The organism is Streptosporangium album (genome assembly GCF_014203795.1).
Taxonomy (GTDB): Bacteria; Actinomycetota; Actinomycetes; order Streptosporangiales; family Streptosporangiaceae; genus Streptosporangium; species Streptosporangium album.
In genome coordinates this window covers 3935348-3961885 of the sequence record NZ_JACHJU010000001.1, presented here as the reverse complement: position 1 = coordinate 3961885, position 26538 = coordinate 3935348, and the positions used below count along the sequence as shown (strand labels likewise).

31 protein-coding genes are annotated in these 26538 nt (G+C 65.9%); all 31 read right to left on the bottom strand.

The window, feature by feature from the left end:
* Positions 1-3 precede the first annotated feature (3 nt).
* Entirely contained in the window at positions 4-636 is a 633-nt protein-coding gene (gene rpsE, locus FHR32_RS19210; protein ID WP_012887848.1) for a 30S ribosomal protein S5, read from the bottom strand.
* Positions 637-676: 40 nt separating this feature from the next.
* Positions 677-1060, bottom strand: coding sequence for a 50S ribosomal protein L18 (gene rplR, locus FHR32_RS19205; RefSeq protein ID WP_184755546.1), 384 nt, complete (start codon positions 1058-1060; stop codon positions 677-679).
* 2 nt (positions 1061-1062) lie between these two features.
* Positions 1063-1605, bottom strand: coding sequence for a 50S ribosomal protein L6 (gene rplF, locus FHR32_RS19200; RefSeq protein ID WP_184755545.1), 543 nt, complete (start codon positions 1603-1605; stop codon positions 1063-1065).
* Positions 1606-1622: 17 nt separating this feature from the next.
* A complete protein-coding gene (rpsH, locus tag FHR32_RS19195; RefSeq protein ID WP_012887845.1) occupies positions 1623-2021 on the bottom strand; it encodes a 30S ribosomal protein S8 in 399 nt (132 codons plus the stop codon).
* 144 nt (positions 2022-2165) lie between these two features.
* Positions 2166-2351: a type Z 30S ribosomal protein S14 gene (locus tag FHR32_RS19190; protein ID WP_012887844.1), complete on the bottom strand. Its 186-nt coding sequence runs from the start codon at positions 2349-2351 to the stop codon at positions 2166-2168.
* A 2-nt stretch (positions 2352-2353) separates the two neighbouring features.
* The gene (rplE, locus tag FHR32_RS19185; protein WP_184755544.1) at positions 2354-2938 is read right to left on the bottom strand and encodes a 50S ribosomal protein L5; all 585 of its coding nucleotides are present in this window, start codon (positions 2936-2938) and stop codon (positions 2354-2356) included.
* A complete protein-coding gene (gene rplX / locus FHR32_RS19180) occupies positions 2938-3243 on the bottom strand; it encodes a 50S ribosomal protein L24 (protein ID WP_031171164.1) in 306 nt (101 codons plus the stop codon). Before rplX ends, rplE begins: the two co-directional genes overlap by 1 nt.
* Positions 3244-3612: a 50S ribosomal protein L14 gene (gene rplN, locus FHR32_RS19175; RefSeq protein WP_012887841.1), complete on the bottom strand. Its 369-nt coding sequence runs from the start codon at positions 3610-3612 to the stop codon at positions 3244-3246.
* Positions 3613-3787: 175 nt separating this feature from the next.
* Positions 3788-4069, bottom strand: a complete 282-nt coding sequence (gene rpsQ, locus FHR32_RS19170; protein ID WP_012887840.1) for a 30S ribosomal protein S17 — start codon at positions 4067-4069, stop codon at positions 3788-3790.
* The gene (gene rpmC / locus FHR32_RS19165) at positions 4062-4298 is read right to left on the bottom strand and encodes a 50S ribosomal protein L29 (protein ID WP_012887839.1); all 237 of its coding nucleotides are present in this window, start codon (positions 4296-4298) and stop codon (positions 4062-4064) included. The genes rpsQ and rpmC overlap by 8 nt, the downstream gene beginning before the upstream one ends.
* A complete protein-coding gene (gene rplP, locus FHR32_RS19160; protein ID WP_012887838.1) occupies positions 4298-4717 on the bottom strand; it encodes a 50S ribosomal protein L16 in 420 nt (139 codons plus the stop codon). Before rplP ends, rpmC begins: the two co-directional genes overlap by 1 nt.
* Positions 4718-4719: 2 nt before the next feature.
* Entirely contained in the window at positions 4720-5583 is an 864-nt protein-coding gene (rpsC, locus tag FHR32_RS19155) for a 30S ribosomal protein S3 (RefSeq protein ID WP_184755543.1), read from the bottom strand.
* On the bottom strand, positions 5583-5936 hold the full coding sequence (gene rplV / locus FHR32_RS19150; RefSeq protein ID WP_089210179.1) for a 50S ribosomal protein L22: 354 nt from the start codon (positions 5934-5936) through the stop codon (positions 5583-5585). The genes rpsC and rplV overlap by 1 nt, the downstream gene beginning before the upstream one ends.
* Before the next feature lie 32 nt (positions 5937-5968).
* Positions 5969-6247: a 30S ribosomal protein S19 gene (gene rpsS / locus FHR32_RS19145; protein WP_012887835.1), complete on the bottom strand. Its 279-nt coding sequence runs from the start codon at positions 6245-6247 to the stop codon at positions 5969-5971.
* An 11-nt stretch (positions 6248-6258) separates the two neighbouring features.
* The gene (rplB, locus tag FHR32_RS19140; RefSeq protein ID WP_184755542.1) at positions 6259-7095 is read right to left on the bottom strand and encodes a 50S ribosomal protein L2; all 837 of its coding nucleotides are present in this window, start codon (positions 7093-7095) and stop codon (positions 6259-6261) included.
* Between the two features lie 88 nt (positions 7096-7183).
* The gene (rplW, locus tag FHR32_RS19135; RefSeq protein ID WP_184755541.1) at positions 7184-7486 is read right to left on the bottom strand and encodes a 50S ribosomal protein L23; all 303 of its coding nucleotides are present in this window, start codon (positions 7484-7486) and stop codon (positions 7184-7186) included.
* The gene (rplD, locus tag FHR32_RS19130; RefSeq protein ID WP_184755540.1) at positions 7486-8133 is read right to left on the bottom strand and encodes a 50S ribosomal protein L4; all 648 of its coding nucleotides are present in this window, start codon (positions 8131-8133) and stop codon (positions 7486-7488) included. The genes rplW and rplD overlap by 1 nt, the downstream gene beginning before the upstream one ends.
* On the bottom strand, positions 8130-8783 hold the full coding sequence (rplC, locus tag FHR32_RS19125; protein WP_184755539.1) for a 50S ribosomal protein L3: 654 nt from the start codon (positions 8781-8783) through the stop codon (positions 8130-8132). The genes rplD and rplC overlap by 4 nt, the downstream gene beginning before the upstream one ends.
* Positions 8784-8797: 14 nt before the next feature.
* Complete coding sequence (gene rpsJ / locus FHR32_RS19120) at positions 8798-9106, bottom strand: 30S ribosomal protein S10 (RefSeq protein ID WP_012887830.1); 309 nt, start codon at positions 9104-9106, stop codon at positions 8798-8800.
* Between the two features lie 342 nt (positions 9107-9448).
* Positions 9449-10642, bottom strand: a complete 1194-nt coding sequence (tuf, locus tag FHR32_RS19115) for an elongation factor Tu (protein WP_184755538.1) — start codon at positions 10640-10642, stop codon at positions 9449-9451.
* A 233-nt stretch (positions 10643-10875) separates the two neighbouring features.
* Complete coding sequence (gene fusA / locus FHR32_RS19110; protein WP_221466037.1) at positions 10876-12924, bottom strand: elongation factor G; 2049 nt, start codon at positions 12922-12924, stop codon at positions 10876-10878.
* An 87-nt stretch (positions 12925-13011) separates the two neighbouring features.
* Positions 13012-13482, bottom strand: a complete 471-nt coding sequence (gene rpsG / locus FHR32_RS19105) for a 30S ribosomal protein S7 (RefSeq protein ID WP_012887827.1) — start codon at positions 13480-13482, stop codon at positions 13012-13014.
* A 2-nt stretch (positions 13483-13484) separates the two neighbouring features.
* A complete protein-coding gene (rpsL, locus tag FHR32_RS19100) occupies positions 13485-13856 on the bottom strand; it encodes a 30S ribosomal protein S12 (RefSeq protein ID WP_012887826.1) in 372 nt (123 codons plus the stop codon).
* 522 nt (positions 13857-14378) lie between these two features.
* The gene (locus tag FHR32_RS19095) at positions 14379-18266 is read right to left on the bottom strand and encodes a DNA-directed RNA polymerase subunit beta' (RefSeq protein ID WP_184755536.1); all 3888 of its coding nucleotides are present in this window, start codon (positions 18264-18266) and stop codon (positions 14379-14381) included.
* A 26-nt stretch (positions 18267-18292) separates the two neighbouring features.
* Positions 18293-21760 (bottom strand): DNA-directed RNA polymerase subunit beta, encoded by a 3468-nt coding sequence (gene rpoB, locus FHR32_RS19090; RefSeq protein ID WP_184755535.1) that lies wholly within the window; start codon positions 21758-21760, stop codon positions 18293-18295.
* Between the two features lie 443 nt (positions 21761-22203).
* Positions 22204-22716, bottom strand: coding sequence for a hypothetical protein (locus tag FHR32_RS19085; protein WP_184755534.1), 513 nt, complete (start codon positions 22714-22716; stop codon positions 22204-22206).
* Positions 22713-23189, bottom strand: coding sequence for an Rv1363c family protein (locus FHR32_RS19080; protein ID WP_184755533.1), 477 nt, complete (start codon positions 23187-23189; stop codon positions 22713-22715). The genes FHR32_RS19085 and FHR32_RS19080 overlap by 4 nt, the downstream gene beginning before the upstream one ends.
* 290 nt (positions 23190-23479) lie before the next feature.
* Positions 23480-23869, bottom strand: a complete 390-nt coding sequence (rplL, locus tag FHR32_RS19075) for a 50S ribosomal protein L7/L12 (RefSeq protein WP_184755532.1) — start codon at positions 23867-23869, stop codon at positions 23480-23482.
* An 85-nt stretch (positions 23870-23954) separates the two neighbouring features.
* Complete coding sequence (gene rplJ / locus FHR32_RS19070) at positions 23955-24479, bottom strand: 50S ribosomal protein L10 (RefSeq protein WP_184755531.1); 525 nt, start codon at positions 24477-24479, stop codon at positions 23955-23957.
* Positions 24480-24763: 284 nt separating this feature from the next.
* Positions 24764-25594, bottom strand: coding sequence for an SCO4651 family lipoprotein (locus FHR32_RS19065; protein ID WP_184755530.1), 831 nt, complete (start codon positions 25592-25594; stop codon positions 24764-24766).
* Between the two features lie 164 nt (positions 25595-25758).
* On the bottom strand, positions 25759-26472 hold the full coding sequence (gene rplA / locus FHR32_RS19060; protein ID WP_184755529.1) for a 50S ribosomal protein L1: 714 nt from the start codon (positions 26470-26472) through the stop codon (positions 25759-25761).
* Positions 26473-26538 lie beyond the last annotated feature (66 nt).

The window sequence follows — 26538 nt, the reverse complement described above, 5'->3', positions numbered from 1 at the left end:
CGGCTAGCTCACCGCCTTAGCCGCCGCAGCCTCGGCGATACCCTCGGCGCGAGCCTTGAGCATGGCCTTGGGCGCGACGTCCTCGATCGGCAGGCCACGACGGGCCGCGATCTCCTCGGGGCGGCTGAGGCCCTTCAGAGCGGCCACGGTGGCGTGCACGATGTTGATCGGGTTGTCCGAGCCGAGCGACTTGGACAGCACGTCGTGAATGCCGGCGCACTCCAGCACGGCGCGCACCGGGCCACCGGCGATGACGCCGGTACCGGGCGAGGCCGGACGGAGGAAGACGACGCCGGCGGCCTCTTCACCCTGCACGATGTGCGGGATGGTGCCCTGAATGCGGGGCACCCGGAAGAAGTGCTTCTTGGCCTCTTCGACACCCTTGGCGATGGCCGCGGGCACTTCCTTGGCCTTGCCGTAGCCGACGCCGACCATGCCGTTGCCGTCACCGACGATGACGAGGGCGGTGAAGCTGAAGCGACGACCACCCTTCACGACCTTGGCCACTCGGTTGATCTTTACAACGCGCTCGATGTACGAGACGCCCTTGTCAGCGTTGCCACCGCGGCGATCGTCACGACGACCGTCACGCCGCTCGCCACCGGCGGCGCCACCGCGACGCGGAGCTCCAGCCATCAGTGGTTCCTCTTCTCGTTGCTCTTGTTAGAACGGGCCATCAGAACTCCAGCCCGCCTTCGCGGGCGCTGTCCGCGAGGGCCGCCAGGCGACCCGCGTAGCGGTTCCCGCCACGGTCGAACACGACCGCGGTGATCCCGGCAGCCTTGGCCCGCTGAGCGAGAAGCTCGCCGACCTGCTTCGCCTTGTCGGTCTTGGCACCCGGTGCCGTGCGCAGGGAGGCGTCCATGGTGGAGGCGCTCACCAGCGTGTGGCCCTGGGCATCGTCGACGATCTGCACGAACAGGTGTCGCGTGGAACGATTGACGACCAGGCGCGGACGCGCGGCCGTACCGACCACCTTCTTGCGGACTCGGCCGTGGCGGCGGGCCCGCGAGACGGCGCGGGCGGCCGTGTGCTTGCCGAACGCAGTCTTGCCAGCCATGCCTACTTACCAGCCTTTCCGACCTTGCGGCGGACAACTTCACCCTGGTAGCGCACGCCCTTGCCCTTGTACGGGTCGGGCTTGCGCAGCTTGCGGATGTTCGCGGCGATCTCGCCGACCTTCTGCTTGTCGATGCCGTCCACGTGGAACAGGGTCGGCTTCTCGACGCGGAAGGAGACACCCTCGGGGGCGTCGACGATCACCGAGTGGCTGAAGCCGAGAGCGAACTCGAGCTGAGTCGGGCTCTTGGCCTGCACGCGGTAACCGACACCCACGATCTCCAGAGTCTTGGAGTATCCCTGGGTCACACCGGTCACCATGTTGGCGATCAGCGTGCGGGACAGGCCGTGCAGCGCACGGACCTTGTTCTCGTCGTTGGGACGAGTGACGGTGACGGCTCCGTCGTCGCCCTTGGCGACGACGATCGGCTCCGCGACCGTGTGAGAAAGCGTGCCCTTGGGGCCCTTGACCGTGACATCCCGGCCGTCGATGGCGACGTCCACGCCGTTCGGTACAGGGATGGGCAGCCGTCCGATACGTGACATGCTGTGATTTCTCCCTTCTACCAAACGAAGGCGAGGACTTCCCCGCCCACTCCACGCTTGCCGGCCTGCTTGTCGGTCATGAGGCCACCGGACGTCGAGATGATCGCGACACCCAGTCCCCCCAGGACTCGAGGCAGGTTGTCCTTCTTTGCATAGACCCGCAGGCCGGGCTTGGAAACCCGGCGCAGGCCCGCGAGCGACCGCTCACGGCTCGGCCCGAACTTGAGCTCCACCACGAGGTTCTTTCCGACCTTGGCGTCCTCGACGCTCCAGGCCTGAATGTAACCCTCCTGCTGGAGGATCTCGGCGATGTGCGCCTTGATCTTCGAGTACGGCATCGCCACAGTGTCGTGGTACGCCGAGTTCGCGTTTCGCAGACGCGTCAGCATGTCTGCGATCGGGTCGGTCATCGTCATGGCCGGTGGCCTTCCTCACCGCGGTTTCCACAAGGGACCTGCGGTGCGGTCATGGGCGCTTGAGGCAGCGCCCGGTGAATACGACTTCTATGTACGGCTGGGGATGACCGCGCAGCCTGCGATGATCACAGGCCGCGCGGGCGGCTACCAGCTGGACTTGGTGATGCCAGGCAGCTCGCCCCGGTGCGCCATCTCACGGAAGCAGATGCGGCACAGGCCGAACTTCCTGTAGACGGCGCGGGGACGACCACAGCGCGAGCACCGAGTGTACGCCCGGACCTCGAACTTGGCCTTACGAGCGGCCTTGACCTTGAGCGACGTCTTCGCCATGATCAGGCCTCCTTGAAGGGGAAGCCGAGAAGCTTGAGCAGCGCCCGGCCCTGGTCGTCGGTCTTAGCAGTGGTCACGACGGTGATGTCCATACCACGCTGGCGGTCGACCTTGTCCTGGTCGATCTCGTGGAACATGACCTGCTCGGTCAGACCGAAGGTGTAGTTGCCGTTGCCGTCGAACTGCTTGGGCGACAGGCCACGGAAGTCACGGATACGGGGCAGGGCCAGCGAGAGCAGCCGGTCCAGGAACTCCCACATGCGGTCGCCGCGCAGCGTGACGTGCGCACCGATCGGCATGCCCTCACGCAGCTTGAACTGGGCGATGGACTTGCGGGCCCGGACGACCGCCGGCTTCTGACCGGTGATCACGGTGAGGTCGCGGACGGCGCCATCGATCAGCTTCGAGTCGCGCGCGGCCTCGCCGACACCCATGTTCACCTTGATCTTGGTGATCGTGGGCACCAGCATGATGTTCTCGAACCCGAACTCCTCGTTCAGCTTCGCGATGATCTCTTCGCGGTAGCGCTGCTTGAGGCGCGGAAGCGGCCGTCCGGTCTGGACGGTCTCAGTAGTGTTCGCGGTCATCAGTTGTCCTCACCCGACTCGTCAGAGGCGGCCTTGGCCGACTCCTTCTTGGCAGGCTTCTCGTCATCCTTGAGCTTCTTGACGTTGCTCACGTGGATGGGAGCCTCCATGGTCTGCACGCCGCCGGTCTTGGCGCCACGCGGACCCTGGTTGGTCTCCTTGGAGTGCTTCTTGATCATGTTGACGCCTTCGACCACCACGCGCTCTTCGCGCGGGTGGGCGGCGAGCACACGACCCTTGGCACCCTTGTCCTTGCCGGCGATGACCTGGACCAGGTCACCCTTCTTCACATGAAGCTTCGGCATTTACAACACCTCCGGCGCGAGCGAGATGATGCGCATGAACTTCTTGTCACGCAGCTCACGTCCGACGGGACCGAAGATACGCGTGCCACGAGGGTCACCGCTGTCCTTGATGATGACGGCGGCGTTCTCGTCGAAGCGGATGTAGGAGCCGTCGGGCCGGCGGCGCTCCTTGACAGTACGGACGATGACCGCCTTGACGACGTCGCCCTTCTTCACGGTGCCGCCAGGAATGGCGTCCTTGACCGTGGCGACGATGATGTCGCCGATTCCCGCGTAGCGCCGACCCGAGCCACCGAGCACACGGATGCAAAGGACTTCCTTCGCACCCGTGTTGTCGGCGACCTTGAGTCGCGACTCCTGCTGGATCACTTGTACTCCTGTTTGTCTCGCTGGTTCTCACCCGATGGCGAGCCTTGCGGAACTGATGTGGTCTTGTTCCCCCGGCGACAGACGAGCCGCCGCCGCAGGCGGGGCGAAGATCGACTTCGCCCCCTTGGACGCCAGCATGGGGGGTGACCAGGTCACCCCCCACGAGGCGCGTTCCTTACTTGGCCTTCTCGAGAATCTCGATGACCCGCCAGCGCTTGCTGGCCGACAGCGGCCGGGTCTCCATCAGGAGAACACGGTCGCCGACGCCGCAGGCGTTGGCCTCGTCGTGCGCCTTGTACTTGGTCGTCCGACGGATGACCTTGCCGTACAAGGGGTGCTTGACGCGGTCCTCGACAGCGACGACGACGGTCTTGTCCATCTTGTCGCTGACGACCAGACCCTCACGGGTCTTGCGGTAGTTCCGCGTCTCAGTTGTGCTCTCAGCTGTCTCAGCCATCGATCGACTCCTTCTCAACCGTAACAATGCCGAGCTCCCGCTCGCGCATCACGGTGTAGATACGGGCGATCTCGCGGCGGACAGCACGCAGCCGCCCGTGGCTCTCCAACTGGCCGGTCGCGGCCTGGAAGCGGAGGTTGAACAGCTCCTCCTTGGCTTCCTTCAGCTTCTGAACCAGGGTGTCCTGGTCCTCCACCCGCAGCTCACCGGCGGTCAGGCCCTTAGCCATCACGCCTCACCCACTTCACGCTTAACGAACCGGCACTTCATCGGGAGCTTGTGCATCGCACGACGCAGGGCTTCGCGAGCCACCGGCTCGGCGACACCCGACAGCTCGAACATGACGCGACCGGGCTTGACGTTGGCGATCCACCACTCCGGCGAACCCTTACCGGAACCCATGCGGGTCTCGGCGGGCTTCTTGGTGAGCGGACGGTCCGGGTAGATGTTGATCCAGACCTTGCCGCCACGCTTGATGTGGCGGGTCATGGCGATACGAGCCGACTCGATCTGGCGGTTGGTCACATAGGAGTGCTCAAGCGCCTGAATGCCGAACTCGCCGAACACGACCCTGGTGCCACCCTTGGCGGCACCGTGACGGTCAGGCCGGTGCTGCTTGCGGTGCTTGACCCTGCGAGGGATCAGCATGGTCAGCTCCCTTCAGCACCCGGCTGCGCAGCCGGGCCGGTCTCGGGGGCAGCCTGGGAGGCCGCCTCAGTCCTGGGGGCACGGTCGCCACGGGCGGCACCACCACGACGGGGACGGTCGCCACCGGCGCCACCACCACGACGGGGACGGTCGCCACCGGCACCGGGGCCGCGACGGTCGTCACGGTCCCGACGCTGGCCCGCACGAGCACCGGCGGCAGCCGCCTCGCGCTCGGCGCGGCTGGTCGGAGCCTCACCCTTGTAGATCCACACCTTCACGCCGATGCGGCCGAAGGTGGTACGGGCCTCGTAGAGGCCGTAGTCGATGTCCGCACGGAGGGTGTGCAGGGGCACGCGGCCCTCGCGGTAGAACTCCGAACGAGACATCTCAGCACCGCCCAGACGGCCGGAGCACTGCACCCGGATGCCCTTGGCGCCGCTCTTCATGGCCGACTGCATCGCCTTGCGCATGGCCCGACGGAACGAGACACGGCTGGACAGCTGCTCGGCCACACCCTGAGCGACGAGCTGCGCGTCGATCTCGGGGTTCTTGACCTCAAGGATGTTCAGCTGGACCTGCTTCTTGGTCAGCTTCTCGAGGTCGCCACGGATCCGGTCGGCCTCGGCGCCGCGGCGGCCGATGACGATGCCCGGACGGGCGGTGTGAATGTCGACCTGAACCCGGTCGGTGGTCCGCTCGATCTCCACCTTGGAGATGCCGGCCCGCTCCATGCCCTTCTTGAGCATGCGGCGGATCGCCACATCCTCGGCAACGTACGACTTGTAGAGCTTGTCGGCATACCACCGGCTCTTGAAGTCGGTCGTGATGCCGAGGCGGAACCCGTGCGGGTTAACCTTCTGACCCACTAGCGGGTCCTCCCCTTCGGCTCGCGGGACTCCACGATCACAGTGATGTGGCTCGTCCGCTTGTTGATCCGATAGGCACGACCCTGAGCGCGGGGACGGAACCGCTTCAGCGTCGGGCCCTCATCGACCCACGCACGGCTCACGAAGAGCGTGCCGCGGTCGAGCTTGAAGTTGTGCTCCGCGTTGGCAATGGCGCTGGACAGCACCTTGTACACGGTCTCGCTCGCCGACTGGGGAGCGAACTGCAGCACGGCCTGCGCCTCCGAAGCGGGCAGCCCGCGAATGAGGTCCACCACACGGCGGGCCTTCATGGGCGTGTGGCGCGCGAACCGCACCTGAGCCCTGGCTTCCATCGCTTACTCCTCTTACCTTCTTCGACAGGCGCTTACCGCCGGCTGCGGCGGTCTTCCTTGACGTGGCTGCGGAACGTCCGCGTCGGCGCGAACTCTCCGAGCTTGTGACCGATCATCGACTCGGTGACGAACACCGGGACGTGCTTGCGGCCGTCGTGAACGGCGATCGTGTGACCGAGCATGTCGGGAACGATCATGGAGCGCCGCGACCACGTCTTGATGACGTTCTTGGTGCCCTTCTCGTTCTGGACATCCACCTTCTTCTGAAGGTGGTCGTCCACGAAGGGACCCTTCTTAAGGCTACGTGGCATTTTGGCTGCTCCTACCGCTTCTTCCGCTTGGTCCGACGACGGATGATCAGCCGGTCGCTGGCCTTGTTCGCCGCACGAGTACGTCCCTCGGGCTTGCCCTTGGGGTTGACGGGGTGACGACCACCGGAGGTCTTACCCTCACCACCACCGTGCGGGTGGTCGACCGGGTTCATCGCGACACCGCGGACGGTGGGGCGCTTGCCCTTCCACCGCATACGGCCGGCCTTACCCCAGTTGATGTTGGCCTGCTCGGCGTTGCCGACCTGGCCGATGGAGGCCCGGCAGCGGACGTCGACCTGGCGCATTTCGCCGGACGGCATACGCAGCGTGGCGTACTGGCCCTCCTTGGCGAGCAGCTGGATCTGCGCACCGGCGGACCGGCCCAGCTTGGCGCCGCCGCCCGGACGGAGCTCCACCGCGTGGATGAAGGTACCGGTCGGGATGTTGCGCAGCGGGAGGCAGTTACCCGGCTTGATGTCGGCCGTGGGGCCGTTTTCGATCAGGTCGCCCTGCTTGAGGCCGGTCGGGCAGAGGATGTAGCGCTTCTCCCCATCGGCGTAGTGCAGCAGAGCGATACGGGATGTGCGGTTCGGGTCGTACTCGATGTGAGCGACCTTCGCCGGAACCCCGTCCTTGTCGTGGCGCCGGAAGTCGATGATCCGGTAAGCACGCTTGTGCCCGCCACCCTGGTGGCGGGTGGTGACCCGGCCGTGGACGTTACGGCCACCCTTGCTGTGCAGGGGTGCAAGCAGCGACTTCTCGGGCGTGCTGCGCGTGATCTCGGAGAAGTCCGAGACACTGGCGCCGCGGCGACCCGGGGTCGTCGGCTTGAGTTTACGGATGCCCATCTTTTTCGTTCATCCTTCGTCGGTTAATCCGGTCGAATGCCCCTCGCCTCCCGGCGAGGGGCGTTCTCCCTGTTACTTGGCGAGCGGGTCAGCCGACCTGGCCGAAAATGTCGATCCGGTCGCCCTCAACCAGGCTCACGATCGCGCGCTTGGTGCTGGGACGCTGACCGTAGCCGGCCCGGGTCCGCTTGCGCTTGCCCTGGCGGTTGATGGTGTTGACGCTGGCCACCTTGACACCGAAGATCTTCTCGATGGCAATCTTGACCTGCGTCTTGTTGGCCGTCTTCCGCACCAGGAACGTGTACTTGTTGTGCTCGTCGATCAGGCCGTAGCTCTTCTCGGAGACAACCGGCTTGATGATGATGTCGCGCGGGTCGGCGATCTTCTCCATCAGGCGTCTTCCTTCCCGCTCTTGCTCAGACGCGCGACGACCTGGTCGTACGCCTCCTGAGTGAAAACGACGTGGTCGTAGCAGAGCACGTCGTAGGTGTTCAGCTGACCGGCGTCCAGCAGGTGGACCTCAGGAGCGTTACGCAGGCTCAGCCAGGTGAGCTCGTCGCCCTCGTCGACGACGACGAGGACGCTGCGGGTCTCCGTGATCTTCCGCAGCGACTCGAGAGCCGCCTTGGTCTTCGGGGTCTCACCCTGGACCAGAGCGCTGACCACGTGAACGCGGCCACCGGCTGCCCGGTCGGAGAGGGCGCCACGCAGGGCGGCGGCCTTCATCTTCTTGGGGGTCTTCTGGGCGTAGTCCCGGGGAAGCGGACCGTGGACGGTGCCACCGCCGGCGAACTGCGGAGCGCGGGTCGAACCCTGACGGGCGCGGCCGGTGCCCTTCTGGCGGTACGGCTTCTTGCCGCCGCCCCTGACCTCACCACGGGTCTTGGCCTTGTGGGTGCCCTGCCGGCGAGCGGCGAGCTGGGCCACGACGACCTGGTGGATCAGCGGAATGTTGACCTTGGCGCCGAAGACGTCGCCGGGCAGGTCGACGGTGCCGGTCTTCGCTCCGCTCACGTCGAGGACGTCAATGGTGCTCACTTGGCAGCCCCCTTCTTGGCAGCGGTACGGACGAGAACCAGGCTGCCGTTGGCGCCGGGGATCGCACCCTTGATCAGGATGAGACCCTTCTCGGCGTCGACGGCGTGGACCTTGAGGCTCTGGATGGTGGTGCGGACGTTACCCATCCGACCGGCCATGCGCATGCCCTTGAAAACACGGCCCGGGGTGGCGCAGCCACCGATGGAACCCGGCGAACGGTGCTTGCGCTGCACGCCGTGTCCGGCGCCCAGGCCCTTGAAGCCGTGACGCTTCATGACACCGGCGAAACCCTTGCCCTTGCTCTTGCCCGTCACATCGACGAACTGGCCGGCCTCGAAGGTGTCGGCGAGGAGCTCCTGGCCCAGGGTGTAATCGCTCGCGTCGTCGGTACGGATCTCCGTGAAGTAACGGCGCGGGGTGATGTCGTGCTTGCGCAGGTAGTCGCCGAGCGGCTTGTTGACCTTCCGCGGGTCGACCTGCCCGAAGCCGAGCTGCACGGCGGAGTAGCCGTCCTTCTCGGGGGTGCGGACGCGGGTCACGACGCACGGACCGGCCTCGACGACGGTCACCGGGACCATCCGGTTGTCCGCGTCGAAGACCTGGGTCATGCCGAGCTTCTTGCCCAGGACGCCCTTGATCTGCTTAGCCATGTCAGTGCGTTCCCTCAGAGCTTGATCGAGATGTCAACACCGGCGGGGAGGTCGAGTCGCATGAGCGAGTCGACCGTCTTCGGCGTCGGATCGATGATGTCAATCAGCCGCTTGTGCGTGCGCATCTCAAAGTGCTCGCGGCTGTCCTTGTACTTGTGCGGCGAGCGGATGACGCAGTACACGTTCTTCTCGGTCGGCAGCGGCACCGGGCCTGCGACCTTAGCGCCAGTCCTCGTCACCGTCTCGACGATCTTCTTGGCCGAGCTGTCGATGACCTCGTGGTCATAGGCCTTGAGCCGGATGCGGATCTTCTGTCCCGCCATAATGGCCTCGGTGTCCTTCGCTGTCGTCTGAAAAAGTTACGTGCGGCCTGTTGCCGCTATGTGGTGGTCGAGTCCGTCCCACCGTGTGCCCTGCGGATCCGTCATGGACGTCCCCGCCGGTCACAGGCTTGACTTTCTCTTCCGTGCCCCACGTAGCAGACGTTGTCCGTCTGCGCTTTCTTCCGTGATCTGGCAGTTACTTCGGTCACCTTACGGCCGAACCAACTGCGAGATCACGGTTCGTGGGGTGGTGCCGGAGGTGCATGCCGTACGGCATGCGCCCCCCTCGTGGTGCGGCGGCCGGTCCTTCGGATGAGGGCCGGCCGCCACTCCGCGATGATACTACTTGATGATCTTGGTCACCCGACCCGCACCGACGGTGCGGCCACCCTCACGGATGGCGAACTTGAGACCGTCCTCCATCGCGATGGGCTGGATCAGCGAGACGCTCATCTCGGTGTTGTCACCGGGCATGACCATCTCGGTGCCCTCGGGCAGGTTCACAACACCGGTCACGTCAGTCGTACGGAAGTAGAACTGCGGACGGTAGTTGTTGAAGAACGGGGTGTGGCGGCCGCCCTCGTCCTTCGACAGGATGTAGACCTGAGCCTCGAACTCGGTGTGCGGGGTGGTCGTGCCCGGCTTGATGATGCACTGGCCGCGCTCGACGTCCTCGCGCTTGATGCCGCGGAGGAGCAGACCGACGTTGTCGCCCGCCTGGCCCTCGTCGAGCAGCTTGCGGAACATCTCGACACCGGTGACCGTGGTGGTGGTCTTGGTGTCCTTGATACCGATGATGTCGACGGTCTCGTTGACCTTGACGATGCCACGCTCGATACGGCCGGTGACGACGGTGCCGCGACCGGTGATCGAGAAGACGTCCTCGATCGGCATGAGGAACGGCTTGTCGGTCTCACGAGTCGGCTGCGGGACGTTCTCGTCCACAGCGGTCATGAGCTCGATGATGCTGTCGCCCCACTTCTCGTCGCCCTCGAGCGCCTTCAGCGCCGAGACGCGGATGACCGGCAGGTCGTCGCCGGGGAACTCCTGGGCGGAGAGGAGCTCGCGGACCTCGAGCTCGACGAGCTCCAGGATCTCCTCGTCGTCCACCATGTCAGCCTTGTTCAGGGCGACGACGATGTAGGGGACGCCGACCTGGCGGGCCAGGAGGACGTGCTCCTTGGTCTGCGGCATCGGACCGTCGGTGGCGGCGACCACGAGGATCGCGCCGTCCATCTGAGCCGCACCGGTGATCATGTTCTTCACGTAGTCGGCGTGACCGGGGCAGTCCACGTGAGCGTAGTGGCGCTGCTCGGTCTGGTACTCGACGTGCGCGATGGAGATCGTGATACCACGAGCCTTCTCCTCGGGCGCCTTGTCGATCTTGTCGAACGGGGTCGCCTCGTTGAGGTTCGGGAAACGCTCGTGGAGCACCTTGGTGATCGCCGCGGTCAGAGTGGTCTTGCCGTGGTCGATGTGTCCAATGGTGCCGATGTTTACGTGCGGCTTGGTCCGCTCGAACTTGGCCTTGGCCACTGCTCTGTCTCCTTAGAGATTCTGACTTGACTTGCGTCTTCGTATTCGGGCTTGGGGAAGCCCGTCCTTCTCAGGACGGGCCGACGAGAGACCTCTCGCCCCGCACCCCTCCGGTAGCGGGCGACGATCTCCTCGCCACCTGTACCGGAATGAATGCCGGACTTACTCGCCCCGCACCCCTCCGGTAGCGGGCGACGATCTCCTCGCCACCTGTACCGGAATGAATGCCGGACTTACTCGCCCCGCACCTTCGCGACGATCTCCTTGGCGATGTGCGCAGGCACTTCCGCATAGGAGTCGAACTGCATGCTGTAACTCGCACGTCCCTGCGTCTTGCTACGGAGGTCACCCACGTAGCCGAACATCTCGGAGAGCGGCACGAGCGCCTTGACGATGCGGGCGCCGGAGCGCTCGTCCATCGCCTGGATCTGCCCGCGGCGACCGTTGAGGTCACCGATGACGTCACCCATGTAGTCCTCGGGCGTGGTGACCTCGACGGCCATCATCGGCTCCAGGATTACTGCGTCCGCCTTGCGCGCGGCCTCCTTGAAGGCCATCGAGCCGGCGATCTTGAAGGCCATTTCGGACGAGTCCACCTCGTGGTAGGCACCGTCCTGCAGGGTGACCTTGACCCCGACCATGGGGTAGCCGGCGAGAACGCCGAACTCGGCGGCCTCCTGGGCGCCCGCGTCGACCGAGGGGATGTACTCCCGCGGGATGCGGCCACCGGAGACCTTGTTGGAGAACTCGTAGCCGTCGTTGCCGTCGCCCAGCGGCTCAAGGTCGATGATGACCTTGGCGAACTGGCCGGAACCACCGGTCTGCTTCTTGTGGACGTAGTCGACCTTCTCCACCTTGCGGCGGATGGTCTCCCGGTACGCCACCTGAGGCCGGCCGATGTTGGCCTCGACCTTGAACTCGCGGCGCATCCGGTCGACGAGGATCTCCAGGTGGAGCTCGCCCATACCCCAGATGACCGTCTGCCCGGTCTCCTCGTCACGCCGGACCTGGAAGGACGGGTCCTCCTCGGCCAGACGCTGGATGGCGGTGCCCAGCTTCTCCTGGTCGCTCTTGGTCTTGGGCTCGATGGCGACGCTGATGACCGGCGCCGGGAAGTTCATCGACTCCAGGACCACGGGGTTGGCCGGGTCGGACAGGGTGTCACCGGTGGTGGTGTCCTTCAGGCCCATGACGGCGACGATCTGACCGGCGACGGCCGACGGGCGCTCTTCGCGCTTGTTGGCGTGCATCTGGTAGATCTTGCCGATCCGCTCCTTGCGGCCCTTCACCGAGTTGACCACGGCGGTGCCGGTCTCGAGCGTGCCCGAGTAGATGCGGATGTAGGTGAGACGGCCCAGGTGCTGGTCGGCAGCGATCTTGAAGGCGAGCGCGGAGAACGGCTCGGTCACGTCCGCGTGACGCTCGATGACCTCGTCCTCGTTGCCGACCGCGTGACCCTTGAAGGCCGGGATGTCGATCGGGGCGGGGAGGTAGGCGACGATCGCGTCGAGCAGGGGCTGGACGCCCTTGTTCTTGAACGCGGTGCCGGTCAGGACCGGGTTGATGGCGCTGGACAGCGTGGCGCGGCGGATGGCCGCGACCAGCTGCTCCTCGGTGGGCTCGACACCCTCGAGGAAGAGCTCCATCAGCTCGTCGTCGTTCTCGGCGACGGTCTCGATGAGCTTGTCACGCCACTCGCGGGCGGTCTCGGCGTGCTCCGCCGGGATGTCCACGGTCTCGTACATCTCGCCCTTGGCCGCCTCGGCGCTCCAGAGCAGGCCCTTCATCTTCACCAGGTCGATGATGCCCTTGAAGTCAGCCTCGACGCCCCAGGGAAGCTGGATGACCGCGGGGGTCGCGTTCAGGCGGCTGATCATCATGTCGACGCAGCGGTGGAACTCCGCGCCGACGCGGTCCATCTTGTTGACGAAGCAGATCCGGGGAACCTCGTAGCGGTCGGCCTGACGCCAGACCGTCTCGGACTGCGGCTCGACACCGGCGACGCCGTCGAACACGGCGACGGCACCGTCGAGGACGCGGAGCGAACGCTCCACCTCGATCGTGAAGTCCACGTGACCCGGCGTGTCGATGATGTTGATCGTGTGGCCGAGCCACTCGCAGGTCGTAGCAGCGGAGGTGATGGTGATACCACGCTCCTGCTCCTGCTCCATCCAGTCCATCGTGGCTGCGCCCTCGTGAACTTCACCGATCTTGTAATTGATACCGGTGTAGAACAGGATGCGCTCGGTCGTCGTGGTCTTGCCCGCGTCGATGTGGGCCATGATCCCGATGTTACGGACCTTGGCCAGGTCAAGAGCGGTCGTGGTGGCCACTTCTCTCGCGTCCTCGTCGTCTCGTCGAACCCGCTGTTACCAGCGGTAGTGGGCGAAGGCCTTGTTGGACTCGGCCATCTTGTGGGTGTCCTCGCGCTTCTTGACGCTTGCGCCGAGGCCGTTGCTGGCGTCGAGCAGTTCGTTCATGAGGCGCTCGGTCATGGTCTTCTCGCGGCGGGCGCGGGAGTACTGCACCAGCCAGCGCAGGGCCAGGGTGGTGCTGCGCGCGGCGCGCACCTCGACCGGGACCTGGTAGGTCGCGCCACCGACACGGCGGCTGCGGACCTCTAGGGTGGGCTTGACGTTGTCCAGCGCGCGCTTCAGGGTGACGACCGGGTCGTTGCCGGTCTTCTCCTTGGCACCCTCAAGGGCGCCGTAGACGATGGACTGCGCGATGGAGCGCTTGCCGTCCAGGAGCACCTTGTTGATGAGCGCGGTGACCAGCGGCGAGTTGTGGACCGGGTCAGCCATGAGCTGACGACGGCCAGGAGAACCCTTGCGAGGCATTCTTACTTCTCCTTCTTCGCGCCGTAACGGCTACGGGCCTGCTTGCGGTTGCGGACACCCTGGGTGTCCAGCGAGCCGCGGATGATCTTGTAGCGAACACCCGGCAGGTCCTTCACACGACCGCCACGGACGAGCACGATGGAGTGCTCCTGGAGGTTGTGACCGACACCCGGGATGTAGGCCGTGACCTCGATGCCGTTGGTGAGCCGGACACGCGCGACCTTGCGGAGGGCGGAGTTCGGCTTCTTGGGGGTCGTGGTGTAAACGCGCATGCAAGTGCCGCGTCGCTGAGGGCTGGCCTTGAGCGCCGGGGTCTTGGTCTTGGTGACCTTGTCCTGGCGGCCCTTGCGGACCAGCTGCTGAATCGTGGGCACCGCGTCTCCGTTCGTGCTTGCCGGTGATTCGAATGTTGATGCTTTGCAGGCACTGCCGGTGTCATGACCTGCGGTTTTTTCATCTCCTCCGACCCACGCGGTCGGGCGTGTCGCGCAAATATCGCGCCACATCCTCGGCCAGGCCAACGGAGGAGGCCATACGGCACCTCTGCCGACTCCCCCTAGGGAGATCTGTCGACGCGCACGCATGAGAGCCCACGAAGCCATGGGCACGAAGGAAAAGACTACCTAGTCCAACGCAACACGTCAAAACGGTTGCGCCCACCGGGCGCCCTTTGTGGGCACCGCGTCCGCGCCATGACTCCCGCGATCGGTTTCCGGCCGACCGCCGTTGGGTCCGTAATGAGTTTACCTGCCGCAGGGGACTTCTCCGGCCGTTCTCTTCATTAAGGCACGGCTTTCACCGCAACGTTCCGGTCAAGAAGATCCCCCCGACCCGGACGCCGGACAGACGACGGCGCCCGGCCCCTCATGGAGGGACCGGGCGCCGCCCGTGATCACTTAACGGTTGTACTGACCGAAGTCGTACTCCTCCAGCGGCACGGCCTCACCGGAGCCCGAACCGAAGGTGTAGTCCGCGGCGGAACCGTCGTAGCCACCGACCGTGTACATCGCGGCCTTGGCCTCCTCGGTGGGCTCGACCCGGATGTTGCGGTACTGCGGCATGCCGGTACCGGCCGGGATGAGCTTGCCGATGATGACGTTCTCCTTGAGACCGAGCAGCGAGTCCGACTTGGCGTGGATCGCCGCGTCGGTGAGCACTCGGGTCGTCTCCTGGAAGGATGCCGCCGACAGCCAGGACTCGGTGGCGAGCGAGGCCTTGGTGATACCCATCAGCACCGGACGTCCCGAGGCCGGCGTACCGCCCTCGGCCACGCACTCGCGGTTGATCCGCTCGAAGCGCGGCCGCTCGACGAGCTCACCGGGCAGCATGTCCGCGTCGCCCGACTCAAGCACGTTCACGCGCTTGAGCATCTGACGGACGATGATCTCGATGTGCTTGTCGTGGATCGACACACCCTGCGAGCGGTAGACCTGCTGAACCTCGGCCACCAGGTGGAGCTGCACGGCCCGCGGGCCGAGGATGCGCAGCACCTCGTTGGGGTTGACGGCACCGGCGATCAGCTGCTGACCGACCGTGACGCGCTGCCCGTCGGAGACCAGCAGACGCGACCGCATGGACACCGGGTACGCGATCTCCTCCGAACCGTCGTCCGGCACGATCACGATCTTGCGGGTCTTGTCGGTCTCGTCGATGCGGACCCGGCCCTCGGCCTCGCTGATCGGGGCGACGCCCTTGGGGACGCGCGCCTCGAAGAGCTCCTGGACACGGGGCAGACCGTGGGTGATGTCCGCGCCCGCCACACCACCGGTGTGGAAGGTACGCATCGTCAGCTGGGTGCCGGGCTCACCGATCGACTGGGCGGCGATGATGCCGACCGCCTCACCGACGTCCACGAGCTTGCCGGTCGCGAGCGAGCGGCCGTAGCAGGTGGCGCAGACACCGATCTTGGCCTCGCAGACGAGAGCGCTGCGGGTCCGGACGGTCTCCACTCCGGCGTCGACCAGCGCGGTGACGTGGATGTCGTTGATGTCGACACCCGCAGCCGCGATGATCTTGCCGTCCACTTCGACGTCCTCGGCCAGGATGCGGCCGTGCACGTTGCTCTCGGCGTTCTCCGCCTTGACCAGGTTGCCCTGGGCGTCGCGCTCACCGACGTGCAGCGGGACCCCGCGGTCGGTGCCGCAGTCGATCTCACGGACGATGACGTCCTGAGCGACGTCCACCAGACGACGGGTCAGGTAACCCGAGTCGGCGGTCCGCAGCGCGGTGTCCGCCAGGCCCTTCCGCTGTCCGTGGGTGGAGATGAAGTACTCCAGCACCGACAGGCCCTCGCGGAACGAGGCCTTGATCGGACGCGGGATCGTCTCACCCTTGGTGTTGGACACCAGACCACGGATACCGGAGATCTGCCGGACCTGCATCAGGTTTCCTCGGGCGCCCGACTGGACCATCATCCAGACCGGGTTGGTCTTCGGGAACGCCTTCTGCATGTCATCGGTCACGTCACTGGTCGCGTGCGTCCAGATCTCGATGAGCTCCTGACGGCGCTCCTCGTCCGTGATGAGACCACGCTCGTACTCACGCTGGACCTTGTCGGCCCTGCGCTCGTACGTCTCCATGATCGCGGCCTTGTTGGGCGGCGAGATGACGTCCTCGATGGAGATCGTCACACCCGCGCGGGTCGCCCAGTAGAAACCGGCGTCCTTGAGCGCGTCGAGCGCGGTCGCGACCTCGACCTTGGGGTACTTCTCGGCCAGCTCGTTGACGATCGCCGAGAGCTGCTTCTTGCCGACCTGGGAGTTCACGTACGGGTAGTTCGCCGGCAGCGTCTGGTTGAACAGGCAGCGGCCGAGCGTGGTCTCCAGGCGGTAGCTGTCGCCCGGCTCCCAGCCCTCGGGAGCCGTCCAGCCGCGAGGCGGCGGGACATCGCCCTTCAACCGGATCTGGATCTTGGACTGGATGTCCAGCTCATGCCGGTCGTACGCCATGAGCGCCTCGGGCACCGAGCCGAAGACCCGGCCCTGACCGGCCCCGTCCTGGTCGTCGTCCTTGAGCGTGGTCAGCGAGTAGAGACCGATGATCATGTCCTGGGTGGGCATGGTCACCGGCTTGCCGTCGGCCGGCTTCAGGATGTTGTTGGTGGACAGCATCAGGATGCGGGCCTCGGCCTGCGCCTCGGCCGACAGCGGCAGGTGCACGGCCATCTGGTCACCGTCGAAGTCCGCGTTGAACGCGGTGCAGACGAGCGGGTGGATCTGGATGGCCTTGCCCTCGACCAGCTGCGGCTCGAAGGCCTGGATGCCCAGGCGGTGCAGGGTCGGCGCACGGTTGAGCAGCACCGGGTGCTCGGTGATGACCTCTTCGAGGACGTCCCACACGACCGGACGGGCACGCTCGACCATCCGCTTGGCCGACTTGATGTTCTGCGCGTGGTTCAGGTCCACCAGGCGCTTCATCACGAACGGCTTGAACAGCTCCAGCGCCATCTGCTTGGGCAGGCCACACTGGTGCAGCTTCAGCTGCGGGCCGACGACGATGACCGAACGGCCGGAGTAGTCGACTCGCTTGCCCAGCAGGTTCTGGCGGAACCGGCCCTGCTTGCCCTTCAGCATGTCGCTGAGGGACTTCAGGGGGCGGTTGCCGGGGCCTGTGACCGGACGGCCACGGCGGCCGTTGTCGAACAGTGCGTCGACGGCCTCCTGGAGCATCCGCTTCTCGTTGTTCACGATGATCTCGGGCGCGCCGAGGTCGAGGAGACGCTTGAGGCGGTTGTTCCGGTTGATCACACGGCGGTACAGGTCGTTCAGGTCCGAGGTCGCGAACCGGCCACCGTCGAGCTGCACCATCGGGCGCAGGTCCGGCGGGATGACCGGGATGCAGTCCAGGACCATGCCGTTGGGCGAGTTACGCGTGTTCAGGAACGCGGACACGACCTTGAGACGCTTGAGCGCGCGGGCCTTCTTCTGGCCCTTGCCGCTGCGGATCGTCTCGCGCAGGTTCTCGGCCTCGAGGTCGAGGTCGAAGTTGGTCAGACGCTCCTGAATGGCCTGGGCACCCATGCCACCGCGGAAGTAACGGCCGAAGCGGTCGCGCATCTCGCGGTAGAGCAGCTCGTCGCCCTCAAGGTCCTGGACCTTGAGGTTCTTGAAGCGGCTCCAGACCTCGTCCAGACGGTCCAGCTCGCGCTGGGCCCGATCGCGGAGCTGGCGCATCTCGCGCTCAGCCCCCTCACGGACCTTGCGGCGCTGGTCGCCCTTGGCGCCGGCGGCCTCCAGCTCGGTCAGGTCGTTCTCGAGCTTCTTCTGCCGGGCCTCGATGTCAGCGTCACGGCGCTGCTCGATGTGCTGCCGCTCGACGGAGATCTTCGCCTCAAGCGAGGGCAGGTCACGCTCACGCATTTCCTTGTCGACATGCGTGATCATGTAGGCCGCGAAGTAGATGACCTTCTCAAGGTCCTTCGGAGCCAGGTCGAGCAGGTATCCCAGACGGGACGGAACGCCCTTGAAGTACCAGATGTGCGTGACGGGTGCGGCCAGCTCGATGTGGCCCATCCGCTCACGACGCACCTTGGCGCGGGTCACCTCGACGCCACAGCGCTCACAGATGATGCCCTTGAAGCGGACGCGCTTGTACTTACCGCAGTAGCACTCCCAGTCCCGGGTCGGACCGAAGATCTTCTCGCAGAAGAGTCCGTCCTTCTCGGGCTTGAGGGTTCGGTAGTTGATGGTCTCGGGCTTCTTGACCTCGCCGTGCGACCACTGGCGGATATCGTCAGCCGTCGCGAGGCCGATCCGAAGCTCGTCGAAGAAGTTGACGTCCAGCACTTGTATTCCCCTCCTCAGCTTCTCGATCAGACCTCTTCGACGCTGCTCGGCTCACGCCGGGACAGGTCGATGCCGAGCTCTTCCGCGGCGCGGAAGACGTCCTCGTCGGTGTCTCGCATCTCGATGGACATGCCGTCGCTGGAGAGCACCTCGACGTTCAGGCACAGCGACTGCATTTCCTTGATGAGCACCTTGAACGACTCCGGGATGCCCGGCTCTGGGATGTTCTCGCCCTTGACGATGGCCTCGTAGACCTTCACCCGGCCGAGAACGTCGTCGGACTTGATGGTCAGCAGCTCCTGCAGGGCGTAGGCGGCGCCGTAGGCCTCCAGCGCCCACACCTCCATCTCACCGAATCGCTGGCCGCCGAACTGGGCCTTACCGCCGAGCGGCTGCTGGGTGATCATGGAGTACGGGCCGGTCGAACGTGCGTGGATCTTGTCGTCGACCAGGTGGAGCAGTTTCAGGATATAGATGTAGCCGACCGAGATCGGGTGCGGGAACGGCTCGCCGGAACGGCCGTCGAACAGCTGGGCCTTTCCGTTCGCGCCGACCATGCGCCCGCCGTCCCTGTTGGCCAGGGTGTTGTCGAGCAGGCCGACGATCTCTTCCTCGTTGGCGCCGTCGAAGACCGGCGTGGCCATGTTGGTGCGGGGGTCGACCTCGGCGAAGCCCTTGTCGCGCAGCCGCTCGGCCCACGCCTCCTGGACACCCGAGATGTCCCAGCCCCTGGCCGCGATCCAGCCGAGGTGGGTCTCCAGCACCTGGCCGACGTTCATTCGGCCGGGCACGCCCAGCGGGTTGAGGATGATGTCGACCGGGGTGCCGTCCTCGAGGAACGGCATGTCCTCGACCGGAAGGATCTTGGAGATGACGCCCTTGTTGCCGTGGCGGCCGGCCAGCTTGTCGCCATCGGTGATCTTGCGCTTCTGGGCCACGTAGACGCGGACCAGCTCGTTGACACCGGGCGGGAGCTCGTCGCCCTCCTCCCGGCTGAACACGCGGACGCCGATGACCTTGCCCTGCTCGCCGTGCGGCACCTTCAGGGAGGTGTCACGGACCTCGCGGGCCTTCTCACCGAAGATCGCGCGGAGCAGGCGCTCCTCGGGGGTCAGCTCGGTCTCGCCCTTGGGCGTGACCTTGCCGACGAGGATGTCGCCGGGGACGACCTCGGCGCCGATGCGGATGATGCCGCGCTCGTCGAGGTCGGCCAGGACCTCTTCGGAGACGTTCGGGATGTCCCGGGTGATCTCCTCGGGCCCCAGCTTGGTGTCGCGGGCGTCGACCTCGTGCTCCTCGATGTGGATCGAGGAGAGGACGTCGTCCTGGACCAGGCGCTGGGACAGGATGATCGCGTCTTCGTAGTTGTGGCCCTCCCACGGCATGAACGCCACGAGCAGGTTCTTGCCGAGCGCCATCTCGCCGGTGTCGGTGCAGGGACCGTCGGCGACGACCTGGTTCACCTCGATCCGGTCGCCTTCGGCGACGATCGGCTTCTGGTTGAAGCAGGTGCCCTGGTTGGAGCGCTTGAACTTGGCGACACGGTAGGTCGTACGGGTGCCGTCGTCGTTCATCACGGTCACGTAGTCGGCGGAGACCTCCTCGACCACGCCCGCCTTGTCGGCGGTGATGACGTCGCCGGCGTCGGTCGCGGCACGGTATTCCATGCCGGTGCCGACCAGCGGCGCCTCGCTCTTGAGCAGCGGCACCGACTGGCGCTGCATGTTGGAGCCCATGAGCGCGCGGTTGGCGTCGTCGTGCTCAAGGAACGGGATCATCGCGGTCGCCACGGACACCATCTGGCGTGCCGACACGTCCATGTAGTCGACCTCGTTCGCCCGCAGGGACTCGAACTCGCCGCCCTTACGGCGGACGAGCACGCGGTCCTCGAGGAACGTGCCATCGGGGCCGATCGGCGTGTTCGCCTGGGCGATGACGTGACGGTCCTCCTCGTCCGCGGTGAGGTAGTCGACCTGGTCGGTGACCCGGCCTTCGACGACCTTGCGGTACGGCGTCTCGACGAAACCGAAGGAGTTGACCCGGCCGAAGGAGGCCAGCGAGCCGATCAGACCGATGTTCGGTCCTTCCGGCGTCTCGATCGGGCACATCCGGCCATAGTGCGAGGGGTGGACGTCACGGACCTCGAAGCCGGCCCGCTCACGGGACAGACCACCGGGACCCAGCGCGGACAGACGCCTCTTGTGCGTCAGCCCGGCCAGCGGGTTGGTCTGGTCCATGAACTGCGAGAGCTGGGAGGTTCCGAAGAACTCCTTGATCGACGCGACGACCGGGCGGATGTTGATCAGGGTCTGCGGCGTGATGGCCTCGACGTCCTGGGTGGTCATCCGCTCGCGGACGACGCGCTCCATGCGGGCCAGGCCCAGGCGGACCTGGTTCTGGATGAGCTCGCCGACCGTACGCAGGCGACGGTTTCCGAAGTGGTCGATGTCGTCGGTCTCGACGACGATCTCACCGTTCGTGCCCGACATCGAGACCTCGCCGGCGTGCAGCTTGACGATGTACTCGATCGTGGCGACGATGTCCTCTTCGGTCAGCGTCCCCTGCGTGATGTCGCTGTCGACACCGAGCTTCTTGTTGATCTTGTAGCGGCCAACCTTGGCGAGGTCGTAACGCTTGTGGTTGAAGTACAGGTTCTCCAGAAGCGTCTGCGCCGACTCCTTGGTCGGCGGCTCGCCCGGACGCAGCTTGCGGTAGATGTCCAGCAGGGCGTCGTCCTGGCCGGCCGTGTGGTCCTTCTCCAGGGTGGCGCGCATGGACTCGTACTGTCCGAAACGCTCAAGGATCTGGTCGGTGGTCCACCCGAGCGCCTTCAGCAGGACCGTGACGGCCTGCTTGCGCTTGCGGTCGATGCGGACGCCGACACTGTCACGCTTGTCGATCTCGAACTCGAGCCAGGCGCCCCGGGAGGGGATCACCTTGCAGCCGTAGAGGTCCTTGTCGGAGGTCTTGTCGACACTGCGGTCGAAGTAGACGCCCGGGGACCGGACCAGCTGGGAGACCACGACACGCTCGGTGCCGTTGATGATGAAAGTGCCCTTGCCGGTCATGAGCGGGAAATCGCCCATGAAGACGGTCTGGCTCTTGATCTCACCAGTGGTGTTATTGATGAACTCCGCCGTGACGAACATCGGGGCGGAGTAGGTCATGTCCTTGTCTTTGCACTCATCGACTGAGTACTTGGGCGGCTCGAACCGGTGATCGCGGAACGACAGGGACATAGTCCCGGAGAAGTCCTCAATGGGACTGATCTCTTCGAAGATCTCTTCGAGACCCGACTGGGCCGGAACGTCCTTGCGCCCGGCCTGGCGAGCCGCCTCGACCCGCCCCTTCCACTTCTCGTTGCCGAGCAACCAGTCGAAGGACTCGGTCTGGAGAGCGAGAAGATCAGGAACTTCGAGCGGCTCCTGAATTCGTGCGAAAGACACACGACGGGGACCAGCGGGTACGGCGAAGGCGTTGCGCGAGGCTGCCAACAGATGTCCTTCCGAGGGCTCGCGGCGGACTGACTACACGCACGCCAGACGACCATGCATCAGAGCACCAAAAGAAGCGGGTCGTCAAAGGGCAGCGCAAAGGGGCAGTGTAGCCGAACGGCACACGCCTGTCCACTTCAGTCTCGCTGCATGCTCCACGTTGGTCGCAGCATCGCCCGTCAGCGCCGAAACGTCAAGCCCGCAGCCTGACATTTCGGCCGAGAAACAGCCGTGACGCTGGGAGTTTCCCACCGGATGACCCGCGCAGACCACTGGCTCCAAGACGATACCCGCGACCTGGGGTGGCTAACGCTCAGTCACCTGGCAGATCGAACGCTAGCCGAGGTCCGGCCGACGATCGACGTTGCCGTGGCTGATATACCCATGGGCGTGCCAACCCCAAACGCTCTCTTTGCCAACAATTGGGTGAACCGCCACGCCGACTAGACCGGCGGAGGGTCTCCGAGCAGCGTGGAGAGCTCCGCCACCAGCCAACGCGTGTCTTTCTTGACCATGAGCAGACGGGCCCGGTTCTGGCTGATCTGGCGCCGCGGTTCCTCCCCGGCGAGAGTCTTCAGGGTGTCCGTGTTCATGAACAGCAGCACCTCGACCCGGCCGGGCTCCGCCGACTCCACAGCCGCCCCGGCCACCGTCACCTGCCGCACCGTATGTTGTTCCTTGAGCGACGGCGCCAGGGACACGGCGAGCCGTCTGTAGTGCTCCGTGAGGGAGCCGGTCGTGTATCCCCCGGCCCGTGCGAAATCCTGTTCGAGTGTGCGATAGTCGTATGACAGCATGTCGGGGGCGACCAGGCGCGCCGCCGCCAGCGCCTCCCGCCCCGCTCGCTCGTCGCCCCGCAGCCGGCTCAGATCGGCGGACATGACCCAGACGGCGGCAGCGAGCGCGAACGCCACGGCGGTCAGCACCCCGGTCACCAGCAGGGAGAGGCGCGTCACCAGACCAACTCCGCCTTCGACACGAGCCAGACCCCTCCGGCTCTGGTCACTTCCATGTTCCACCGGGAGAACTGTTCCTGCGGGGCCTTCTTGCTCCTGTCCTGGCGTATCACGGCGTCGCCCACCACCATCACCTGGGCCGTGTTCCCCTTCAGTGAGACAAGCCCGGAGGCACGCAGCGCGCCCGTTCTGAGAAACTTGCCACGGATCGCGTCCGCTTTGAGCGTCCCGAGTTGCCTGGCATACGCCACCCTGGCCGCCCCCGTCGAGGTGTCCAGGACACGTTTGAGGTCCGCGTCGACGCTGCGATGACTCACCGAGAGCAGCGCCACCGCGTGCACCCCAGCCGCCCGGACGGCGGCCCTGCGGTCGTCGTCCGCGGCCTGGGCGTCACGCAGGTCCCCACCGACCCAGACGGCGGCGGCCAGCAGCGCCGCGATCAGCACACCCAGCACCGGTCCGGCGATCCTCATCGGGCGAGAGGACCGAGCAGCGTTGACCGCCATGCGTTGTCTCCCGTCGCACGGTCCCCCGGCACACCAGCCGGTGACCGCGCGCCGCCGACCGTCGGGGCCCGTATGCCCCTGGTTGCCGGATCATAACCCGCCGTGCGGACCGCCACAGGAGGCTTTCCGGAACCGTTCGCGCCCCGGCGCCGGCGCGGGGGCGCCCGAGGAACGCGCGCCGACGGCGAGGGCCCCTGGAAATGCAGAAAGAGCGGGCCACCGGCACCTGGTGGACCCGCTCTTTCTGGTGAAAAGACTTACTTGACGGTGACAGTCGCGCCGGCGGCCTCGAGGGCGGCCTTGGCCTTCTCCGCCTGCTCCTTGTTGACCTTGCCGTCGAAGACGGGCTTGGGAGCGCCGTCCACGAGGTCCTTGGCCTCCTTGAGGCCCAGGCTCGTCAGGGCCCGGATCTCCTTGATGACCTGGATCTTCTTGTCGCCGGCGGCCTCGAGGACGACGTCGAACTCGTCCTGCTCCTCAGCCTCCTCGGCGGCGGCGCCACCGGCAGCCGGAGCGGCAACAGCGGCGACCGGCGCGGCGGCCTTGACGTCGAAGGTGTCCTCGAAGAGCTTCACGAAGTCGGACAGCTCAAGGAGGGTCATCTCCTTGAAAGCGCCGAGCAGCTCGTCGGTGCTGAGCTTCGCCATGATGGTTCCTCCGTATAAATCTGACAAACTAAGAATTGGGACCGCGGTATGTATGCGCTAATCCCCTGCGACCGCTTGCGCGGACCTACTCGCCGGCCTCTTCGCGCTTGGCGCGCAGAGCCTCGGCCAGCTGAGCCATGTTGGTGGGCAGCGCGTTGAAGACGGCGGCCGCGTGGCCCTGCTTCGCCTTCAGAGCACCGGCCAGCTTCGCGAGGAGAACCTCACGCGACTCAAGGTCGGCAAGCTTGCTGATCTCGGCCGGGGACATCGACTTACCGTCGACGACACCACCCTTGATGACCAGGAGGGGATTGGCCTTGGCGAAGTCACGCAGACTCTTGGCAGCCTCGACCACGTCGCCGTTGACGAACGCGATCGCCGACGGACCCGCGAGCAGGCCGTCGAGCTGGTTGATCCCGGCCTCGTTGGCCGCGATCTTGGTCAGCGTGTTCTTCACCACGGCGAACTTCGCATTCTCACCGAGAGAAACGCGCAGCTGCTTGAGCTGAGCGACGGTGAGACCGCGGTACTCGGTCAGAACGGCAGCGCTAGAGCCTTCGAAGCTGCTCTTGAGCTCGGCTACAGCCGTTGCCTTTTCCGCCTTCGCCATGGGCCTCCTTCCAGATGTGCCGCCGGCAAAGGCTCATAAAAGAGAACAAGCCCCGGCGCAGGCGCACGGGGCTTACATAAGGAGGTTAATCCTCACGAAAACTCACATCACACCTACGCGGGCCGTCCACTCATGTGGATCCTTGGGTCCCCAGGCCATGAGGCCTGACGACGACCGGCGGTCTTCGGCGTTGGCAGCTTACGTCCTATCAGGCCACATGCCAAATCGAGCAGAACGGCCCGCGTCCTCGGCCAGGTGACCGGGGGCGCGAGCCGTGGCGGACGTCAGTTTCCGCCGGTGCCCTTCGGCAGCTCGCCCACCTGCTCGGCGGGCGGGGCCGCGATCTGAACCGGCTCGTTGAAGCCCTTGAAGAACGCCGCCAGGTTGAACGTGGCCCCCTGCTCGGAGCCGCTCAGCGTCACCTTGCGGGGCAGACTCCCGGCATCGGACCACAGGTCGAACTTCACGTCCTTCACCCGCGAGAGCTGCTTCTGGAGCTGCTCTCGCTTGGCCGGGTCCATCGCCTGTGCGGCCTCGGCCACCGGGAAGGTGCCGCTGTAGTGGGTCGTCTCCACTCCGTCGACCGTCTCGGTGCCGACCGCCTTGACGTCCTTCGACGCCGTCAGCATCTTGACGGTCCCCGCCAGGTCGAACTGCTGGGCCTGGGCCATGAAGTCCTTGACCCTGGCCTGGTCACCGGCGGCGAGCTCGCTGAGAGTCACCTTGGCCCACGGCTTGGTCACGCCCGCGAACTTGCTGAGCATCTCGGACTTCACGTAGACCGTGTCGCCGACCAGGACGGCCCGCGCCCCACCGGGCACGTTCTGCCCGCCGAAAGTGATCGTGTCCAGTGTGATGTCGGTCGCCAGCGCAGGCTTGCTCTGGTAGAGCAACCGGCCCTGGACCTTGCTCGCGCCCCTGTCCCCGCCGGTGGCGTCGAGCACCAGGTCAGCCGAATAGGAGGTGACCTCTCCAGCGCGCTGCGCGCTCTGCTGCACCGCCTCCGCGGCGGCGAGCTTGATGTTTCCGAGGGAACTGGTGCCCTGCGCACCGCATCCCGTGACCGCGACCAGAGCGGCCGCTCCCAATGCCAGTGCGGGAGCCAATCGGCGCATCCGCCTCACCCCTTCCTCATCCCCCGATGAATTTTTGTATCCCCCGTCGAACCTGCCTTTCGACCCTACGCGGCGGGGAGCGGGCGCGCGTCCTACGGGAGAACGAAAGAGGGCCTCCACCGAATGGCCATTCGGTGGAGGCCCTCTTGGGAGGACGTCTGATATCAGGCGTCGAGCTCGGCGGTCATCGCCCGCGTCACGTTCGGGTCGACCGGGATGCCGGGGCCCATGGACGTGGAGAAGACGACCTTCTTGACGTAACGCCCCTTGGCCGCGGACGGCTTGAGACGCAGCACCTCGTCGAGGGCGGCGGCGTAGTTCTCGATGAGCTGGCGCTCACCGAACGACACCTTGCCGATGATGAAGTGCAGGTTCGCGTGCCGGTCGACACGGAACTCGATCTTGCCGCCCTTGATGTCCGTGACGGCCTTGCCGACGGCCGGGGTCACGGTGCCGGTCTTGGGGTTCGGCATCAGACCACGCGGGCCGAGGACGCGGCCCAGACGGCCGACCTTGCCCATGAGGTCAGGGGTGGCGACGACGGCGTCGAAGTCGAGGCGGCCCTTGGCGACCTCGTCGATGAGTTCGTCGGCACCGACGATGTCGGCGCCCGCCGCGCGGGCCTCCTCGGCACGGTCGCCGGTCGCGAAGACCAGGACCCGGGCGGTCTTACCGGTGCCGTGCGGGAGGTTGACGGTGCCGCGCACCATCTGGTCCGCCTTGCGGGGGTCGACACCGAGCCGCAGAGCGACCTCGACGGTGGCGTCGAACTTGGCGACCGAGGTGTCCTTGGCCAGCTTGGCCGCTGCGGCCGGGCTGTAGAGGCTCTCGCTGTCGATCTTCTCCGCTGCGCTGCGGAAAGCCTTGCTGCGCTTCACTTGATCACTCCTGTGGATCCGAGTGTTCGTGGTGCGGGCCAGCGCCTGGCCCCTCCACTTACTTCG